General features: G+C 65.4%; 17 protein-coding genes and 1 pseudogene. 10 read left to right on the top strand and 8 right to left on the bottom strand.

Translation table 11 applies throughout. From position 1 onward, the window contains the following. Window positions 1-33: 33 nt before the first annotated feature. The 7 genes from ACODS1_RS06160 (at window position 34) to pcaC (ending at window position 6,537) form a co-directional block, all read left to right on the top strand. Window positions 34-879, top strand: coding sequence for an IclR family transcriptional regulator (locus tag ACODS1_RS06160; RefSeq protein ID WP_489084957.1), 846 nt, complete (start codon window positions 34-36; stop codon window positions 877-879). A 113-nt stretch (window positions 880-992) separates the two neighbouring features. Beyond that, the gene (locus tag ACODS1_RS06155) at window positions 993-1,844 is read left to right on the top strand and encodes a CoA transferase subunit A (RefSeq protein WP_489084956.1); all 852 of its coding nucleotides are present in this window, start codon (window positions 993-995) and stop codon (window positions 1,842-1,844) included. Beyond that, window positions 1,844-2,626, top strand: coding sequence for a CoA-transferase subunit beta (locus ACODS1_RS06150; RefSeq protein WP_489084955.1), 783 nt, complete (start codon window positions 1,844-1,846; stop codon window positions 2,624-2,626). The genes ACODS1_RS06155 and ACODS1_RS06150 overlap by 1 nt, the downstream gene beginning before the upstream one ends. Continuing rightward, on the top strand, window positions 2,623-3,828 hold the full coding sequence (gene pcaF, locus ACODS1_RS06145) for a 3-oxoadipyl-CoA thiolase (RefSeq protein WP_489084954.1): 1,206 nt from the start codon (window positions 2,623-2,625) through the stop codon (window positions 3,826-3,828). Before ACODS1_RS06150 ends, pcaF begins: the two co-directional genes overlap by 4 nt. A gap of 135 nt (window positions 3,829-3,963) precedes the next feature. Continuing rightward, entirely contained in the window at window positions 3,964-5,316 is a 1,353-nt protein-coding gene (locus ACODS1_RS06140; RefSeq protein ID WP_489084953.1) for a 3-carboxy-cis,cis-muconate cycloisomerase, read from the top strand. 9 nt (window positions 5,317-5,325) lie between these two features. Next, the gene (gene pcaD, locus ACODS1_RS06135) at window positions 5,326-6,114 is read left to right on the top strand and encodes a 3-oxoadipate enol-lactonase (protein WP_489084952.1); all 789 of its coding nucleotides are present in this window, start codon (window positions 5,326-5,328) and stop codon (window positions 6,112-6,114) included. Window positions 6,115-6,141: 27 nt separating this feature from the next. Next, window positions 6,142-6,537 (top strand): 4-carboxymuconolactone decarboxylase, encoded by a 396-nt coding sequence (gene pcaC / locus ACODS1_RS06130; RefSeq protein WP_322980281.1) that lies wholly within the window; start codon window positions 6,142-6,144, stop codon window positions 6,535-6,537. Window positions 6,538-6,618: 81 nt separating this feature from the next. Here pcaC and ACODS1_RS06125 read toward each other — a convergent pair whose 3' ends face one another. From ACODS1_RS06125 to ACODS1_RS06090, 8 genes and pseudogenes are all read right to left on the bottom strand, one after another. Beyond that, complete coding sequence (locus ACODS1_RS06125) at window positions 6,619-8,313, bottom strand: FAD-dependent oxidoreductase (protein WP_489084951.1); 1,695 nt, start codon at window positions 8,311-8,313, stop codon at window positions 6,619-6,621. Between the two features lie 324 nt (window positions 8,314-8,637). Next, entirely contained in the window at window positions 8,638-9,501 is an 864-nt protein-coding gene (locus tag ACODS1_RS06120; RefSeq protein ID WP_489085017.1) for a methyl-accepting chemotaxis protein, read from the bottom strand. After that, window positions 9,493-10,500, bottom strand: a pseudogene (locus ACODS1_RS06115) (methyl-accepting chemotaxis protein); the annotation flags it as partial. The pseudogene ACODS1_RS06115 and the gene ACODS1_RS06120, both read right to left, overlap by 9 nt. 171 nt (window positions 10,501-10,671) lie before the next feature. Further along, window positions 10,672-11,946: an OprD family porin gene (locus tag ACODS1_RS06110; RefSeq protein WP_489084950.1), complete on the bottom strand. Its 1,275-nt coding sequence runs from the start codon at window positions 11,944-11,946 to the stop codon at window positions 10,672-10,674. A gap of 126 nt (window positions 11,947-12,072) precedes the next feature. Then, window positions 12,073-13,074, bottom strand: coding sequence for a tripartite tricarboxylate transporter substrate binding protein (locus ACODS1_RS06105; RefSeq protein ID WP_017362024.1), 1,002 nt, complete (start codon window positions 13,072-13,074; stop codon window positions 12,073-12,075). 67 nt (window positions 13,075-13,141) lie between these two features. Further along, the gene (locus tag ACODS1_RS06100; protein WP_322980277.1) at window positions 13,142-14,656 is read right to left on the bottom strand and encodes a tripartite tricarboxylate transporter permease; all 1,515 of its coding nucleotides are present in this window, start codon (window positions 14,654-14,656) and stop codon (window positions 13,142-13,144) included. A gap of 13 nt (window positions 14,657-14,669) precedes the next feature. After that, complete coding sequence (locus tag ACODS1_RS06095) at window positions 14,670-15,143, bottom strand: tripartite tricarboxylate transporter TctB family protein (RefSeq protein ID WP_322980276.1); 474 nt, start codon at window positions 15,141-15,143, stop codon at window positions 14,670-14,672. A gap of 44 nt (window positions 15,144-15,187) precedes the next feature. Then, window positions 15,188-15,403: a hypothetical protein gene (locus ACODS1_RS06090; RefSeq protein WP_489084949.1), complete on the bottom strand. Its 216-nt coding sequence runs from the start codon at window positions 15,401-15,403 to the stop codon at window positions 15,188-15,190. Between the two features lie 284 nt (window positions 15,404-15,687). Here ACODS1_RS06090 and ACODS1_RS06085 point away from each other — a divergent pair, with 284 nt between their 5' ends. The 3 genes from ACODS1_RS06085 to ACODS1_RS06075 all read left to right on the top strand — a co-directional run bounded on the left by ACODS1_RS06085 (window position 15,688) and on the right by ACODS1_RS06075 (window position 18,673). Next, window positions 15,688-16,464, top strand: a complete 777-nt coding sequence (locus ACODS1_RS06085) for an IclR family transcriptional regulator (protein WP_489084948.1) — start codon at window positions 15,688-15,690, stop codon at window positions 16,462-16,464. A gap of 326 nt (window positions 16,465-16,790) precedes the next feature. Continuing rightward, on the top strand, window positions 16,791-17,840 hold the full coding sequence (locus ACODS1_RS06080; protein WP_489084947.1) for a Gfo/Idh/MocA family protein: 1,050 nt from the start codon (window positions 16,791-16,793) through the stop codon (window positions 17,838-17,840). A gap of 14 nt (window positions 17,841-17,854) precedes the next feature. Next, the gene (locus ACODS1_RS06075) at window positions 17,855-18,673 is read left to right on the top strand and encodes a sugar phosphate isomerase/epimerase family protein (protein WP_489084946.1); all 819 of its coding nucleotides are present in this window, start codon (window positions 17,855-17,857) and stop codon (window positions 18,671-18,673) included. Window position 18,674: the final 1 nt, after the last annotated feature.

Raw genomic sequence — 18,674 nt, 5'->3', positions numbered from 1 at the left:
GCCAGGTGCTGTCAGCCCTGCTTCGGAGGTTCCATGAGCGAAACCCGTCCGCCCCTTGCCAGCCTGGCGCCACCTCCCTACGTGTCGCCGGCCAAGCGCATCGAAGAGTTCGCCGGCGACCCCAATTTCATGACCTCCCTGGCCCGTGGTCTGGCGGTGATCAACGCCTTTCAGGAGCGCAAGCGCCACCTGACCATCGCACAGATCAGCCACCGCACCGAGATACCGCGCGCGGCCGTACGCCGCTGCCTGTATACGCTGATGAAGCTGGGCTACGTCACCACCGACGGGCGCACCTATTCGCTGCTGCCCAAGGTGCTCACGCTGGGCCATGCCTACCTGTCTTCGACACCGCTGGCAGTGTCCGCGCAGCCGTTTCTCGACCGCCTCAGCGAGCAACTGCACGAGGCCTGCAACCTGGCCACGCTGGAAGGTGAGCAGGTGCTCTACATCGCCCGCTCGGCGATTCCCCAGCGGCTGATTTCGGTGGATCTGAGCGTCGGCAGCCGCCTGCCGGCCTACTGCACATCGATGGGGCGCATCCTGCTGGCTGCGCTGGACGATGACCAGTTGCAGGACTACCTGGCCCACGCCGAACTGCAACCCAAGACCAGCCGCACCCTGCACACCCCCGAAGCGCTGTGGGAATGCCTGCAGCGCGTGCGCCACCAGGGCTGGTGCGTGGTCGATCAGGAGCTGGAGCAGGGCCTGCGTTCGCTGGCGGTGCCGGTCTACGATTCGGCCGGCCATGTGCTGGCCGCGATGAACATCAGCACCCACGCCAGCCGGGTACCGACTGCCGAGCTGGAGAAGCGCTTTCTGCCGCTGATGCTCAGTGCCAGTCGCGAGTTGAGCAGCCAACTGTTCCGTCCAGCCTGAAAATGGAAGTCGTTCGATAATCGCCCCGTATGGCGATTATCGGATTGTTCTCCTTCGGGTCGTTTTTTAAGGTGGCAGTCACCCGGTAACTGCCACCTGACGAGAACACCACGATGGCCGACATCATCACCCTGCGCGAGGCTATTTCGCGCCATGTCCACGACGGCGATTGCATCGCCCTCGAAGGCTTTACCCACCTGATTCCTACTGCCGCTGCTCACGAGCTGATCCGCCAGGGCAAGAAAGACCTGCATCTGGTGCGCATGACCCCGGACTTGGTTTATGACCTGCTGATCGGTGCCGGTTGCGCGCGCAAGCTGACCTTCTCCTGGGGCGGTAACCCCGGTGTCGGTTCGCTGCACCGCCTGCGCGACGCGGTCGAGAAGCACTGGCCGCACAAGCTGGAGATCAGCGAGCACAGCCACGCGGCCATGGCCAACGCCTATGTCGCCGGTGCCTCCAACCTGCCGTTCGCCGTGCTGCGTGGCTACCAGGGTTCCGACCTGGTCAAGGTCAACCCGGACATCAAATTCATCGAGTGCCCGTTCAGCGGCGAGAAGCTGGCGGCGATCCCCAGCGTGCGCCCGGACGTCACCGTGATCCACGCGCAGAAGGCCGACCGCAAGGGCAACGTGCTGATCCAGGGCATCCTTGGCGTGCAGAAGGAAGCCGCCCTGGCCGCCAAGCGCTGCATCGTCACCGTCGAAGAAATCGTCGACGACCTTGAGGCGCCGATGAACGCCTGCGTGCTGCCGACCTGGGCCATCAGCGCGGTCTGCGTGGTGCCTGGCGGTGCCCATCCGTCCTACGCCCATGGCTATTACGAGCGTGACAACCGCTTCTACCAGGCTTGGGATCCGATTGCCCGCGACCGCGACACCTTCACCGCCTGGATCGATGAGTACATCCGTGGCACCGAGGATTTTGCGCAGTACCAGGCGAAAGTGAATGGGGAGGCCAAGTGATGAGCGCGTTCAACACCAATGAAATGATGACCGTGGCCGCCGCACGCCGCCTCGGCAATGGCAGCGTCTGCTTCGTCGGCATCGGCCTGCCGTCAAAGGCCGCCAACCTGGCGCGCCTGACTCACGCCCCGGAAGTGGTGCTGATCTACGAATCCGGCCCGATTGGCGCCAAGCCGAGCGTGCTGCCGCTGTCCATCGGTGACGGCGAGCTGGCGGAAACCGCCGACACCGTGGTGCCGACCGGCGAAATCTTCCGCTACTGGCTGCAGGGCGGGCGCATCGACGTCGGCTTCCTCGGCGCGGCTCAGGTCGACAAGTACGGCAACATCAACACCACCGTGATCGGCGACTACAACGCGCCGAAAGTGCGCCTGCCAGGCGCCGGTGGCGCGCCGGAAATCGCAGGCTCGGCGAAGAAGGTGCTGATCATCCTCAAGCAGGGCCATCGCACCTTCGTCGACAAGCTGGCCTTCATCACCTCGGTCGGTCACGGCGAGGGCGGTGACCATCGCAAGCGTCTGGGCCTGCCAGGCGACGGCCCGGTGGCGATCATCACCGACCTGTGCATCATGGAGCCGGAAGCCGGCAGCAACGAATTTATCGTCACCTCGCTGCATCCGGGCGTGACCCGCGAGCAGGTGATCGAGAATACCGGCTGGCAGATCCGCTTCGCCGACAGCGTAGGCACCACCGAGGCACCGACCGCCGCCGAACTGGCTGCGCTGCGTGACCTGGAAGCGCGTACCGCCGCCGCCCACGGCCAGGCCGGAGGTGAAGAATGAGCCGCGACGTATTCATCTGCGACGCCATCCGCACACCCATTGGCCGCCTCAATGGCGCGCTGTCGGCGGTGCGTGCCGACGACCTGGCGGCGATTCCGCTCAAGGCGCTCATCGAGCGTAACCCGCAGGTCGACTGGTCGGCGGTCGATGAGGTGTTCATGGGCTGCGCCAACCAGTCCGGCGAGGACAACCGCAACGTCGCGCGCATGGCGCTGCTGCTCGCCGGCCTGCCGGAAACGGTGCCGGGCGTGACCCTCAACCGCCTGTGTGCCTCGGGCATGGAGGCGGTCGGTGCTGCCTTCCGCGCCATCGCCACGGGCGAGATGGAACTGGCCATCGCCGCTGGCGTCGAGTCCATGACCCGCGCGCCCTACGTGATGGGCAAGGCCGACAGCGCTTTTGGTCGTGGTCAGAAGCTGGAAGACACCACCCTGGGTTGGCGCTTCGTCAACCCGCTGATGAAAGCGCAGTACGGCGTCGATCCGATGCCGGTCACCGGTGACAACGTCGCCGAGGACTACGGCGTCAGCCGCGACGACCAGGACGCCTTCGGCCTGCGCAGCCAGCAGCGTGCGGCGGCGGCTCAGGAGAGCGGCTACTACGCCGAGGAAATCGTCCCGGTGGTGATCAAGACCAAGAAGGGCGAGATCGTCGTCGACCGTGACGAACACCCGCGTGCCGACACCACGGCTGAAGGCCTGGCCAAGCTCAAGCCGGTCAACGGCGAAGGCAAGACCGTCACTGCTGGCAACGCCTCGGGCCTCAACGATGGTGCCTCGGCAATGATCCTGGCCTCTGCCGAAGCGGTGCAGAAGTACGGCTTGAAGCCGCGTGCCAAGGTGCTGGGCATGGCCAGCGGCGGCGTGGCGCCACGCATCATGGGCGTTGGCCCGGTGCCGGCGGTGCGCAAGCTGCTGGCGCGGCTGAACCTGAGCATCGAGCAGTTCGACGTGATCGAGCTGAACGAGGCCTTCGCGGCCCAGGGTCTGGCTGTCACCCGCGAGCTCGGCTTACCGGACGACAGCGCCAAGGTCAACCCGAACGGTGGCGCCATCGCCCTCGGCCACCCGCTGGGCATGAGCGGCAACCGCCTGGTGCTCACCGCCGTGCATCACCTGGAAAAGACCGGCGGCAAACTCGGCCTGGCGACCATGTGCGTGGGCGTCGGCCAGGGCCTGGCGCTGGCCATCGAGCGGGTGTGAACCTTGTGGGAGGCGCTTCAGCGGCGACGCTTTTATTCCGTCGCGGCTAAAGCCCTTCCCACAGGCACCCTCCGTGTGCGGCGCCGCCGGTTGATGCCACACTAGCCGTACATTTTTCCCAGGAGCGTTGCGCGCGTGAGCAACCAACTTTTCGATGCCTATTTCACCGCGCCGGCCATGCGCGCGATCTTCTGCGACGCCGGACGGGTGCAGGGCATGCTCGATTTCGAGGCCGCCCTGGCGCGGGCCGAGGCGCGCGTGGGGGTGATCCCCGCCGAGGCCGTGGCGCCCATCGAGGCGGCCTGCAAGGCCGAGCTCTACGATTACCCGGCGCTGGCCCAGGCCATCGCCACGGCGGGTAATTCCGCCATCCCGCTGGTCAAGGCGCTGGGCAAGCGTATCGCCGCCACGAACCCGGAGGCCGAGCGCTACGTGCACCTCGGCGCCACCAGCCAGGACGCCATGGATAGCGGCCTGGTGCTGCAACTGCGCGCGGCCATTGGCCTGCTGGAAAGCGATCTGGCGAAGCTGGCCGATGCCCTGGCGGCGCAGGCCGAGCGTCATATCGACACCCCGCTGGCCGGGCGTACCTGGCTGCAGCAGGCCACGCCGGTCACCCTCGGCATGAAGCTGGCCGGTGTGCTCGGCGCCGTGACCCGCCATCGTCAGCGCCTGAGCGAGCTCAAACCGCGCTTGCTGAGCCTGCAGTTCGGCGGTGCTTCCGGCAGCCTAGCGGCGCTCGGTGATGCCGGCTGGTCGGTCAGCGGAGCGCTGGCGCAGGAGCTGGAACTGACCCTGCCCGAGCAGCCCTGGCATACCCAGCGTGATCGTTTGGTGGAATTCGCCAGCCTGTTGGGGATGATCGCCGGCAGCCTGGGCAAGCTCGGTCGCGACCTCAGCTTGCTGATGCAGACCGAAGCCGGCGAAGTCTTCGAGCCGTCGGCGCCGGGCAAGGGCGGTTCGTCCACCATGCCGCACAAGCGTAATCCGGTCAGCGCCGCGGTGTTGATCGGTGCCGCGACGCGAGCGCCGGGCCTGGTGGCGACCATGTTCAGCGCGATGCCGCAGGAGCACGAGCGCAGCCTCGGTCTGTGGCATGCCGAGTGGGACACCCTGCCGGAGCTGTGCTGCCTGGTCTCCGGCGCCCTGCAGCAGGCGCTGCTGGTGGTGCCGGGGCTGGAGGTGGATGCCGCGCGCATGCGCGCCAACCTGGAGCTGACCCAGGGGCTGGTGTTGGCCGAGGCGGTGAGCATCGCCCTGGCGCAGAAGATCGGCCGTGACGCGGCTCATCACCTGATCGAGCAGTGCTGCAAACAGGCCGTGCGCGAGGGCGTTCATCTGCGCGTGGTGCTCGGTGCCAATGCCGAAGTCAGCGCACAACTTTCTGCTGCCGAGCTGGATCGCCTGCTCGATGCTGCGCATTACCTGGGCCAGGCCCGCCGCTGGGTCGAGCGCGCCGTTGCCGAACACACGCAATTTTCCTCTTAGGAGTTGTCCATGCCTGCCGTACGTCTCGCCGATGGCGACCTGAACTACCTACTCGAAGGCCCGGCTGGTGCGCCGGTGCTGGTGCTGTCCAACTCGCTGGGTACCGACCTGCACATGTGGGACGCGCAGATCCCGGCCTTCACTCAGCACTTCCAGGTGCTGCGCTACGACACCCGTGGTCACGGCGCCTCGCTGGTGAGCGAGGGCCCGTACAGCATCGAACAGAACGGCCGCGACGTGCTGGCCCTGCTCGATGCGCTGGGCATTGCCAAGGCGCATTTCTGCGGCCTGTCCATGGGTGGCCTGATCGGCCAGTGGCTGGGCATCAACGCGCCCGAGCGCATCGAGCGCCTGGTGCTGTGCAACACCGCCGCCAAGATCGGTACGCCGGAGGTGTGGAACCCGCGCATCGAAACCGTGCTGGCCGGTGGCGCGCAGGCCATGCGTGATCTGCGTGATGCGTCGATCTCGCGCTGGTTCACCGCCGACTTCGCCGAGTCCAATCTGGACAAGGTCGAGCCCATCGTCGGCATGCTGGCGCAGACTTCGCCCGAAGGCTACGCAGCCAACTGTGCGGCGGTGCGTGATGCCGATTACCGCGAGCAGCTCGGCAACATCAAGGCGCCGACGCTGATCGTCTGCGGCAGCGGCGATCCGGTCACCACGGTCGAGCATGGCTGCTTCATGCAGGAGCGCATCGCAGGCGCCGAACTGGTGGAGTTCCACGCCGCGCACCTGTCCAACGTGCAGGCTGGCGATGATTTCAGCCAGCGCGTGCTGGTCTTCCTGACTGCCTGAGCACACGCCTTCTTCGAGGATTGATCGATGGATGAGAAACAACGCTACGACGCCGGCATGCAGGTGCGCCGCGCGGTACTGGGCGATGCCCATGTCGACCGCAGCCTGCAGAACCTGACGCCGTTCAACGAAGAGTTCCAGGAGATGATCACCCGTCACGCCTGGGGTGATATCTGGACGCGCCCGGGCCTGCCACGCCACACCCGCAGCCTGATCACCATCGCCATGCTGATCGGCATGAACCGCGAGGGTGAACTGACGTTGCACCTGCGTGCGGCGAAGAACAACGGGGTGAGCCGCGAAGAGATCAAGGAAGTGATCATGCAGAGCGCCATCTACTGCGGCATCCCGGCGGCTAACGCCACCTTCCACCTGGCCGAAGCCGTGTGGGACGAGCTGGGCGTCGAATCGCTGGAAGACTGATTCCTACGAGCAATGCAGCGCTGCCCGAACCACGCATTCGGGCGGCGCTTTTTTATGCCCGCCATCCGTGGCGGGTGAGTCTCAGATCTTGGCCGCGTGGCGTCCGGCGATATAGCCGAAGGTCAGCGCTGGCCCAATGTTGATGCCGCCCGAGGGGTAGTGACCACCCAGCGGGCTGGCCATATCGGTGCCTGCTGCATACAGCCCGGGTATCGGTTGGCCTTCGTCATCAAGCACGCGCGCCTGCCCATCAGTGCGCAAGCCGGCGAAGGTACCGAAGCAGCCCGGCTGCACCTTCACTGCATAGAACGGGCCTTGCTCGATGGGTGCCACGCAGGGGTTGGGGCCGGCGTGCTGGGCATCGCCGCTGCGGCGGTTGAAGGGCGTGCTGCCACGGCCGAATTGCGGGTCTTCACCAAGGCGCGCGTAGCGGTTGAATTCGCTGACGGTGGCGACCAGGCCAAGTGGGTCGATGCCACAGGCAACGGCCAGCTCTTCGAGGGTGTCGCCGCGCTTGAGGTAGCCGTTGCGGATATGCGGCGACACCGGCAGCGGTGCCGGGCGGGCGAAGCCGAGGCCATAACGGCGCTGGAAGCGGTGGTCGCAGATCAGCCAGGAGCAGGCTTCCTGATCCTCGGGGATCGCCTTGAGCATGGCGTCGACGTAGTCGTAGTAACCACCGGCCTCATTGACGAAGCGCTGGCCGGTTTGCAGCACGCCGATGATGCCGGGCTTGCCGCGGTCGATGATGTGCGGGAAGTGGCCAACGCTGCCGTCGGGGTAGGGCACCTTGGACACTGGCGCCCAGGCCACTGGCGAGCGCAGGTCATCGGCTACACGCCCTCCGGCTGATTCTCCCAGGCGCAAACCATCGCCGGAGCAACTGAGCGGCGGTAAGGCGAGGTTGTCATGGCCGCTGGTATCGCGCGGGAACATCGCCTGGCGCCGTTGCGGATCATTGGGAAAACCGCCCGCCGCGAGCACGACGGCCTTGGCGCGGATAGTCATTTCCTCGCCGGCATGCAGCACCACGGCGCCGCATACGCTGCCGTTCTCGATGATCAGGCGCTGCGCGGGCGTGGATTCCAGCATCTGCACGCCGAGATCCTGCGCCGAGCGCGCCAGACGGGCGACCAGCGCCACACCGTTGACCAGGTGCATGGCGCGGCCATAGCGGGCCAGGTGGTAGAGGTGGCTGGTGAAGCGCCGGATGACGTGCAGCAGCGCCTTGGGTGAACGGGTCATGTTGAGGAAGGCTGCCAGGTCGGCGCCGGCCATGATCGGCATGCCCATGAAGGAGGTCTCGCGCATCGTCTTGCGCAAGCGCGGCAGCAGGTCGAGCACTTCGCGGGCATCGTAGGGCGCGGCGATCACCTGATGGCCGCCGGTGGCAGCGCCGGGCGTCTCGCCGTGCATATCGGGGATGCCGTTGCCATCGACGAACTGCAGTGCGGTGTGCTGCTCGAAGAAAGCCACCATGTCCGGGCAGTTCTGCAGAAAGGCGTCCACCAGCTCGGGGCGATAATGCTCGCCCAGTTCGTTGCGCAGGTAGGTGCGCGGCTGCTCGATGTCCTCGACGATGCCCGCGCGCTGGGCCAGCGGGTTGCGCGGCGCCCACAGCCAGCCGCCGGACCAGGCGGTTGCTCCGCCCAGCACCGCATCCTTCTCCACCAGGATCACCCGTTTGCCCAGGTGCGCAGCGCTGACGGCAGCGGCCAATCCAGCCGCGCCGGAGCCGACCACCAGCAGGTCGCAATCGAGTTGAGCATGGGGCATGGCAGGTCTCCGGATTTTGTATTTATTGGAACATTGTTCCGGATTTTACGTTGAGCGCACGGAGGCGCCAAGGGTGGTGGGAAAGAAGGGCTTGGGATGTCGTGCGGTTAGCGGCCATTTGTCGTGCGCTTTGCCGCCGCTGGAATGGTGCAGGCATCAGTTTCACTGTGGATAGGCTCAAGAGCCGTCGCCGCTGAAGCGCCTCCCACGGGGTGGCCTGAAGGCGTGGGCGCCGATTCGAGTGTTTACCTGTGGGAGGGGCTTTAGCCGCGATTGTTTAGCTACCGCAGCTAGAGCGCCCCCACGGAAATGCAGCGTTCTGCCTCAACTGCGGAAGCGGCCGATACGTTCCTGCAGTTCACCGCCGAGCCTGGCCAGTTCAGCGCTGGACAGGGCGGTCTGTTCGGTGGCGCTGGCGCTCTGCTCACCGATGCTGCGCACGTTTTCCAGGCTGCGGTTGATTTCCATGGCGACCGCGCTCTGTTGCTCGGCGGCGCTGGCAATCTGCTGGTTCATCCGTTCGATCACAGCCACCGCCTGGTTGATGCGCGTTAGGCTGTGCCCGGCCTGTTCGACGCTGGCGACCGCGTCCTGGCTCAGGTGCTGGCTGGACTCGGTCTGGGTCACGGCCTGGCGAACTCGTTGCTGCAGGCTTTCGATCAGGGCTTCGATCTCGCGGGTGGAGTCCTGGGTGCGACGGGCCAGGGCGCGCACTTCATCGGCGACCACGGCGAAGCCGCGACCCTGTTCTCCGGCGCGTGCTGCTTCGATGGCGGCGTTGAGAGCGAGCAGATTGGTCTGCTCGGCGACCGATTTGATCACGTCCAGCACGCTGCCGATGCGCAGGCTTTCGGCCTGTACCTGGCCGACGGTGGTGCCGGTGTCGAGCACTTCAGCGGCCAGGCGTTCGATGCGAGTGATCACTTCGCGTACGCGCTGGTCGCCATCATGGCTTTGCTGCTCGGCCTGGCGGGCCGCCTGCGAGGCTTGTTCGGCGTCGCCAGCGACCTGTTGCACGCTGCTGACCATCTGCTGCATGGCATTGGCGGTCTGGTTCGATTCCAGGCTCTGCTCGTGGACACCGGCGCGTGTCTGTTCACTCACGGCGGACAACTGTTCGGCGGCGGCAGCGATCTGGGTGGCGCTGCCGTCGATCTGGCCGATCAGCTCGCGCAGGTTTTCACGCATGCGTTGCAGGGCTGTGAGCAATTGCCCGGCTTCATCGCGCCCGGCACGGAGGTGCAGGCCGCCGAGATCACCCGCCGCCACCTGTTCGGCCAGGCGCAGGCATTGCTGCAGCGGGCTGACGATCAGCCGGCGAATCAGCCACGTGGCGCCAAAGGCTAGCAGCAGCGCGGCGCTGGTCAGCAGCGCCAAACGCAGCAGGGCGTGGCGGTTTTCTGCGGCGATGGCCTGTTGTTGTTGCTGTTGCAGCGTATTGCCCTGCTGCAGCATGCCTTGCGCCAGCTCGCTCAGTTGCACGCGGCTGGCGGCCTCGTTGGCCAGGCTGTCACGGTAATGGGCGAATGAGTCGCGATATTCCTGCAGTGCCCGTATGGCCTCGTCCAGGGAGGCCTGTTGCAGGCTGGCCAGGTTTGGGTGCAGCGCTTTGGCTGCATCGATCATGCTGTCGAACTGGCGTTGCCAGTCATCGGCCTGTGCCGCTTCACCGGTGTTGATGAAGGCTGCTTCGGCCAGGCGCAGCTGCAGCAGCAACTGGCGCAGTCGTGCAGCGGCTTCGGCTTGCTCGAGAGTGTTGCTGGTATCGCTTGCACCGTCGAGCAACTGGTCGCGGAGGAGGCTGAATTGATCCTGGGTGACCATGTCGAACTGGATCAGCGCTTCGTCGGCGCGAATGGCCATGCCGGTCTGCGCGGCGCTGGCTTCCTTCTGCGCGCTGCGCAAACGCTCGAAGCGTTTGCGGTATTCATCGATGCCGCTGAGCAGGCCAGCCACAGGCAGGGCCGCGTCGTGCAGTGGTGCGAGTTGCGTGGCGATACTGTCGCGTGCGGCGAGCACTTGGCGGTCATGCCCGGCCTGTGGCGCAAGCAGGTGATCCTTTTCCAGCAGGCGTAATTGCAGGATGCCTTGCTGCAGTTCGGCTGCATGGGCGAACTGCGCGTTGTGGCGCAGGATATCGGCGGCAGTGCGCCAGCCACCCAACGCGACGGCCAGGGTCAGTAGCATCACCAGCGAGAAGCCGATCAGCAGTTTGTGCCCGACCTTGAGATCGGCGGTGCGTTCGATAATCCAGCGCATGGCGGTAAGTCCTCGAACTCGGGGCAGAAAAAGGCCCGTCGCAAGGACGGGCCAAAGGTGCCGTAACACATTGGAGTCAATCGTGAAGCGGTGCAGCCTTTACAGCAGGGACAGCGGGTAGTTGATGATCAGGCGGTTCTCGTTGAAATCCTGGCCGACATCGCGACGGATGTCCGAGTTGCGCCAGCGCACGCTGAGGTTCTTCAGGCTGCCTTCCTGAATGGTGTAGGCCAGCTCGGATTCGCGGCCCCACTCTTCGGCGTCGTCATTGCTGGCGGTCTTGATGTTGTCGCCGCTGATGTAGCGGTTCATCAGGGTCAGGCCGGGAATGCCGAGACCGGCGAAGTTGTAGTCGTGACGCAACTGCCAGGAGCGCTCTTCGGGGTTGTCGAAGCTGGCGGTGAAGGCATCGTTGACCAGGCTGCCGCCGCTGGCGCCGTCGACGCGCAGGAACTTGGTGTCGCCACTGAGCTTCTGGTACGCCACGGTGAAGGTGTTGTTACCAGTCTTGGCCGAGAAACTGCCCTGGTAGACCTTGTTGTCCAGATCGCCGGCCTTGGCCGCGCCATCTTCCTTGCCGTTGAAGTAGCCGAGGTTGGCGCCGAGCACCCAGTCACCGACCGGTTGGCTGTGGGTCAGTTGCAGGTAGTTCTGCTGGTACACGTCCTGCAGCTCGGCGCGCCAGGCGCCGACCATGGTGCGGTTGTCGTTGAAGCGATACTCGCCGCCAGCGAAGTCGAAGGCGCTGGACTTGAATACCTGGGTGGAGCTGAGGCTGAACGACATGCGCTCCATGCTGGCATCGTTGCGCTGGCTGTTGCCGTTGAAGCGACCGCCATACAGAGTCAGGCCGTCGATCTCATTGGAGGTGATCTGCCCGCCCTTGAAGGTCTGCGGCAGCGAGCGACCATCGTCGGCGCGCAGGATTGGCAGCACGGCGAACCATTCGCCAACCTTCAGCTCGGTCTTGGAGATTTTCGCCTTGGCGGCGACGGCGGTACGACCAAACTGATCCGCCGGCTTGCCATCGTCATGGATCGGCAGCAACTGGCTGTTGGCCACGGTGTCGCTGCCGTCCAGTTTGATGCTGTACAGGCCCAGCACATCGAGGCCGAAGCCGACAGTGCCTTCGGTGAAGCCGGAGCGGGCATCGAGGATGAAGCTCTGTGTCCAGCCTTCGGCCTGGGACTGGTCGTCACCATTCAGGCGCGGCCCGGAATGGTTGAGGTAGTTGCGGTTGAAGTAGTAGTTGCGCAGGTTCAGCGAGACCTTGGCGTCGTCGACGAAGCCGGCGGCCTGGGCGCCGACCGGCAGGGCAGCGATGACAGCCAGCGCCAGGGCGCTGGGTAGCAGATGGGTCAGGGTGGATTTCATTGTTGTTGTTCCTCTTGGTTGACAGAGTGTTCAGCGCGCACGAACCCCTCCGCGTGCGCAGATACGCAAAAAACGAGGGGTAAGGGGCCGCCGGCTCAGGTCGGCCGGCGGCGGATCAGCAAGGGATTAGGGCTTGGGAATGCCGACCGAGTCCGGGGCAATCTCGATGGCCTTGGCCTTGTACATCGACCAGGTGGTAACCGACTGCCAGCGCTTGAGGAATTCCTCGGCCTCGGCACCGTTGAGGTTCAGGCTCTGCGCGCCGAAGTTCTTCAGGAAGCCCTGGAACTCGGGGTTGGCCACGGCCTTGGCATAGGCTTCGACCAGCTTCTGCTTGACGTCATCCGGGGTGTCCTTGCGCACGAAGGCGCCCCAGAACGGGCCCCACGGCAGGTACTCGGCGATGGCCGGCAGCGACTTGGTGATCGGCTCCACGCCCGGCAGCTCCGGGGTTTCCTCGGTGGCGAACACGGCCAGGGCCTTGAGCTTGCCACTGCGTACCAGCTCGCGCGCGGCGGCCAGGCTCAGCGGCATGAAGTCGATGTGGTTGCCCATCAGCGCGGTGATGCCGGGGCCGTCGCCGCCGAAGGTCACTTCACGCACTTTCAACTCGTCGACTGCGTTGATCATCGCGCTGACAGTGCTCGGCAGGCCACCGGCGCCGGTGGAACCCATGCGCAGGGTGTCCGGATTGGCCTTGGCGGCGGCCAGCAACTCGGCCATGTTGTTGAACGGCGCGTCGGCGTTGGCGGCGATCACCACCACGTTCTGGCCGATGATGCTCACCGGGTAGAAGTCGGCGTAGTCGAAGTCAGCCAGTTTCAGCACCTTGTACAGCTGCGGGTTCTCGGCGCCGAGCAGAACGGTGTAGCCGTCGGGACGCTGGGTCTTGACGAAGGTGCTGCCGATCACGGCGGTGCCGCCCGGACGGTTGTTGAGGATGAACTTGCCGCCCAGCTCCTTCTCCACATACGGGGTCAGGCTGCGCATGACGTTGTCGGTAGCACCGCCGGCGCCCCAGGGAATGACTGCCTGGATGCTGCGCTCGGGGTATTCGGCATGGGCCGGCAGAGCCATGGTGAGGGCGCTGAGGCCGAGGGCGGCGCCGGTCAGTAGCGATTTGAACATGTGGAGACTCTCCATCGGTTGTTGTTGTGAGCCCCTGTAGGCCGGGGCATGCCGGGTGAATTGGCGATCAGCTGCGGGCCGAAGCCGGGCTGAACTTGTTCTTGATCTTCTTCAGCAGCGGGGTGTTGCCCAGCAGGATCAGCACCACGCCGCTGGTCAGGATCATCGACAGCGGACTGGTAACCAGACCTTGCAGCAGCTCCAGCGGGTGGTCGCCGGCCGAGGACATGGCCTGGCGGTACGAGGTGTCCATCAGCGGGCCGAGGATGGCGCCGAGGATGATCGGGCCCATCTGGAAGCCGAAGATCTTCATCAGGTAGCCGAGTACGCCGAAGCCGAGCATCCAGTACACCTCGGTCATGCTGCTGTTGATCGAGTAGGTGCCGACTACGCAGAGCACCAGAATCAGCGGGATCAGCACGGCCTTGGGCATCTCCACGAACTTGGCGAAGAGCTTCACGCCCATCAGGCCGAAGACCATCAGGAAAATGTTGGCCAGCAGCAGGTTGCCGACGGTGAAGTAGAAGATGTGCGGGTTTTCCACCATCAGCATCGGGCCGGGGTTCAGGCCATGCACCACCAGGGCACCGATGATCACGGCGGTTACCGCGTCGCCGGGCATGCCCAGGGTCAGCATCGGCACATAGGCGCCGCCGACCGCCGCGCTGTTGGCGGTTTCCGGGGCCACCAGGCCTTCGTAGGCACCCTTGCCGAAGGGCTTGGTCGGGTTCTTCACGGTGCGTTTGGCATGGTCGTAGGCCATCAGCGCGGCGATGTCGCCACCCACGCCGGGCAGCACGCCGACGATGACGCCGATCAGCGAGGTGCGGATCGACAGCGGCAGGAACTTCAGCACCATGGCGAAGGACGGCAGGATCTTGTCGACTTTCTGGCGCACGGCCGGGCTGTCGAGGTTGTGCAGTTGATAGAAGGCTTCGGCGACACCGAACAGACCAATCATCAGCACCACGTAGTGGATGCCGCCCATCAGCTCGACCTGCCCGAGGGTGAAGCGCCCTTCGGCGGTGACCGGATCCATGCCCACCAGGCCGATCACTGCACCCAGCGCCGCCGCGAAGATGCCCTTTGCCAGCGAACCTTCGGACAGGCTGCCCACCAGCAGCAGGCCGATGGCGGCGACCAGGAAGTAGTCACGCGGGGCGAATTTCAGCGCCAGATCACCAATCACCGGTGCGGCGCTGGCCAGCACCAGGGTGCCGACCAGGCCGCCGATCACCGACATCACGGTGCTCAGGCCGATGGCGCGCCCGGCTTCACCTTGTTGCGCAAGGGGATAGCCGTCGAACGCGGTGGCGACCGAGGAGGGCGCGCCGGGAATGTTCAGGAGGATGGCGCTGCGCGAGCCGCCGTACACGCCGCCGATGAAGATGCCGACGATCAGCGCCAGGGCGTCGTTGACGTCCCAGGAGAAGGTGAAGGACACCAGGATCGACACCGCCATGGTCACCGACAGCCCGGGGATGGCGCCGATGTAGATACCGGCGAAGGTGCCCAGCGCCGTCAGCATCAGCAGCTGCGGGTCGCTCCAGGCCATCAGCAGGTAGGAAAAGTTATCGCTCATCTCGGGTGCCTCGTTATGGCAGGTAAACGCTGAAAGCCAGGCTGAACAGCAGATAGATCAGGAGCAGCAGCACGCCGGCGATCACCACCGCGTTGAGCACGCGACTGCCGCCACGCAGGTAGACGATCGACAGCACCAGAAAGAAGAAGGTACTGACGTAGAAACTGGCCCAGTGAATGGCCGCCAGGTAGACCACGGCCAGCAGACCAAAGATCAGGACCGCTTTGGGGAAATGCTGACGACGGAACTGCTGGAAGGCATCGAGCCAGCCGTCGCAGTCCGGTTTGGCCTTGCCAAACATCTCGAAGGTGATCTTGATCGCCGACAGCAGCATCACCAGCGCCACGCCCAGAGGGAAGGCGCCCGGGGAGTTGGCCGAGGAGAAGCCGGAAATCTGGTAGGCCAGGTAGAAGATCGCCAGGCTGAATACCAGCAGCAGCGCGCAGCAGGTGCGCTCGCCGACCAGCATCTTGTCTGTCTTGTTCATGCTATCGCTCCGACAGAGTGAGTGCGGGGAAGGAATCGGGGTGGTCAGACGGCGCTGAAGCGTCGTACCCAGGGGAGCCGGGCAAGCATGCCGCGACGGACGCGCGCGGGCTCGCCGGTGATGGCGGCAGGTGCCATGACCGGTACGGCAAAGGATGACAGGGAGGTCCAGTCTTCGAGCAGGACGCTCATGCTGGAGCGCTGAGCGACCGAAGCGGACGCTGGTGTGGCCGGGGCACGCAAGTGCTTGGGCTGAGACATGGCAATCGACCTTCTTATATTTATTGGCTGCTGAAGTGGACGCGGCGCAAGGTGTCTGGCAGAGCGCGCTACGTTTCAGGCGTGTCGGCATAGTGGGCCGACCCTGCTGGCCATTTCAATTCGTCAAATCGGGTTTTGTTCGATAAACGAACAAGAACGAACCAGTTAGTACATTCCTGCCGTCATCGCAGTATCGCGCGTCTGCTCGCCTGCATCCAGAGGGGTGGGCTGTCAGGCGGGCCGCTTGTCTCTTAGAATCGGCGCACATTTTTCAGGATTCCCCCATGGCCGGCAGTCAGATCGAACGTGCGCTCAGCCTTCTCGAAAGCCTCACCCGCGATGCTCGCGGCGTGCAGTTGCAGGCCCTGGCTGATGAGTTGGAGATACCCAAGAGCGCGACCCATCGCATGCTCGCCGAGCTGATTCGCCTGGGCTACGTACGTCAGGACGAACGCACCAGTCGCTATCGCCTGTCGACCAAGCTGGTCGCCCTGGGTTTTCGCTACCTGGCCAACAGCGGTGCCGACGTGGTGCAGCCGATCCTCGATGGACTGGCCGAGCGCAGTGGCGAGCTGGTACGCCTGGGAGTGATCGAAGGCGAGCGGCAGACCTGGATCGCCAAGAGCCAGGGCGCGCGCTCCGGCCTGCGCTACGACCCGGACATGGGCCGCGACGCGCCGCTGTTCTACACCGCTTCCGGGCATGCCTGGCTGGCCAGCATGAGCGATGCCGAGGCGCTGGCGCTGGTGGCGCGCCAGGGCGTGGCCGATCCGGCCGAGTTCGGCCCCAACGCGCCACGTAACGAGCAGGAACTGCTGCAGCGTCTGGTCCTGGCGCGCCAGCAGGGCTATGCCTGGGTCATGGAAAGCTCGTCGCTGGGCACTGCGGCGCTGGCAGCGGTGGTGCGCCATCCGCTCGAGGGGCGGGCCATCGGCGTGCTGAGTATCGCCGGGCCCAGCGCGCGCCTGCCATTGAGCCGCATCGAGCAACTGGCTCCCGAGCTGCTGGCCGCCGCTACCGAGCTGGCCGCCGCCAGTCCCGCCTCCGAGCTGTTCGCCTGATCGGCTGACACTGCCACCCTGTCGTAGGAGCGGCTTCAGCCGCGAAACGCCCGGGCCGGGTAGCAATCAGCACAAAAAACGTGGGAGGGGCTTTAGCCGCGAAAAAGGTTCGCGGATAAAGCCCCTCCCACGCGTTGTTAATCGCGATTTGACGTTGCGGCGGGCCTTGGCTCGCTCAGTGAGCCCTCCACGCCAACTTCTGGGGGCTGTCGTACGCCTCGAATTTTCGTCTTGCGGATTTTTTGGAACTGAGTTCTAAATATTAAAAGTCTGCGCCTGCTGCATTCGGCGCACCCACGCGAGCACGACAACAAGAGGAACCACGCGTGACTTCCCCCTTGCGTATTGCCCTGATCGGCGCCGGTGTCATGGGCCGTCAGCATCACCAGCACTTGCAGGCACTCGCCGAGGCGCAACTGTGTGCCATAGCCGACCCAGGCCCACAAGCTGCCGAGTTCGCGGCTGAATGCGGCGTGCCGTACTTCGCTGATTACCGGCAGATGCTGGATGAGGCTCGTCCCGAAGCGGTGATCATCGCCAACCCCAATGCCCTGCATGTCAGCACCGCGCTCGATTGCCTCGCCGCCGGTGTGCCGGTGCTGCTGGAAAAACCGGTGGGCGTGCATCTGGATGAAGTACGTGAACTGGTCGCGGCCAGTGAGCGCACGGGCGTGCAGGTGCTGGTCGGCCATCATCGCCGTCATAACCCGTTGATCGCCCGCGCCCGTGAGCTGATCGAGCAGGGCGCGCTGGGGCGACTGACTACCGTCACTGCCCTGTGGCAGGTGCAAAAGCCCGACAGCTACTACGACATCCCCTGGCGTCGAGAGGCCGGTGCCGGCATGTTGCTGACCAACCTGATCCATGACCTCGACCTGTTGCGTCACCTATGCGGTGAAGTGCGCCAGGTGCAGGCCATCACCAGCAATGCCGTGCGCGGTTTTGCCAACGAGGACAGCGTCGCCGTGCTGCTGCAGTTCGACAACGGCGCGCTGGGCAGCCTGACCGGCTCCGATGCGGTTGCCGCGCCTTGGAGCTGGGAGCTGGATTCCGGGGAGAACCCGGTCTACCCGCAGCAGGCCGACCAGCCCTGCTATCTGCTCGCCGGCACCCGTGGCGCCCTGAGCATTCCCCAGCTCAAGCGCTGGCAGTACGCCGAGGACGGCGCCGGCTGGCACCAGCCACTGCTGCGCACGCAGGAGGCGTTCAACGCCGACGAAGCGCTGCGCCTGCAGTTGCAACACTTCGTCCGGGTCGCCCGTGGCCAGGTGGCGCCGCTGGTCAGCGCTGCCGATGCTGGGCGCACCCTGGCGCTGGTCGAGGCCATTCGCCAGGCCGCCGAAACGGGGCGCGCCTGCGCTCCACAGATTCTTTGAGCGAGAGATTTCCCATGAGCGAACGAATTCTTTCCCTGGCCGCCCTCACTGTGCTCGAGCTGTCGCCGCCGGAGATGGTCGAGGTCGCCGCCCGCGCCGGCTACAGCCATGTTGGCCTGCGCCTGGTGCCGGCCACGCCCGAGGAGCATCACTTCCCGCTGGTGGCCGATGCCGGTTTGCGCGCGCAGACGCTGCAGCGCCTGCGCGACACCGGCGTTCGGGTGCTCGATGTGGAAATCCTGCGCCTGAAGCCGGACACCCGCGTCGCTGATTTCGAGTCGATCCTCGCTGTCGGCGCCGAGTGTGGCGCCAGCGAGCTGCTGGTGGCCGGCAACGACCCAGACGAGGCGCGGCTGACCGACAATTTCGCCGCGCTCTGTGACCTGTCGCTGCACTATGGCTTGCACCCGCACCTGGAGTTCATGCCCTGGACGAACGCCCGCGATCTGACCCAGGCCGTGCGCATCGTCGCGGCGGCGGATCGTCCCAATGGTTGCGTGCTGGTCGATGCTTTCCACTTCGACCGCAGCGCCTCGCGCCTGGCGGACCTGGCCAGCATCCCGCCCTCGCGGCTGCGCTACGCCCAGCTGTGCGACGTCGCCGGGCCGCGTCCGGACGACATGGACGAAATCCTGCGCCAGGCCCGCAACGAGCGACGCTTCCCAGGTGACGGCGACTGCGACCTGCATGGGCTGCTGCGCTCCCTGCCGGCGAACATCCCGCTGAGCCTGGAAATTCCCACCCGGCAGTTGCTGGATCAGGGCGTCAGTGCCCTGCAGCGAGCGTCTCTGGCGCTGGAGAAAACCCGCAGAGTGCTGGCAGAGTGCGGATGAA

It is taken from the genome of Pseudomonas sp. FG29 (genome assembly GCF_057809355.1).
The sequence above is the reverse complement of the archived record's forward strand: the minus strand, read 5'-3'. Positions and strand labels throughout refer to the sequence as shown.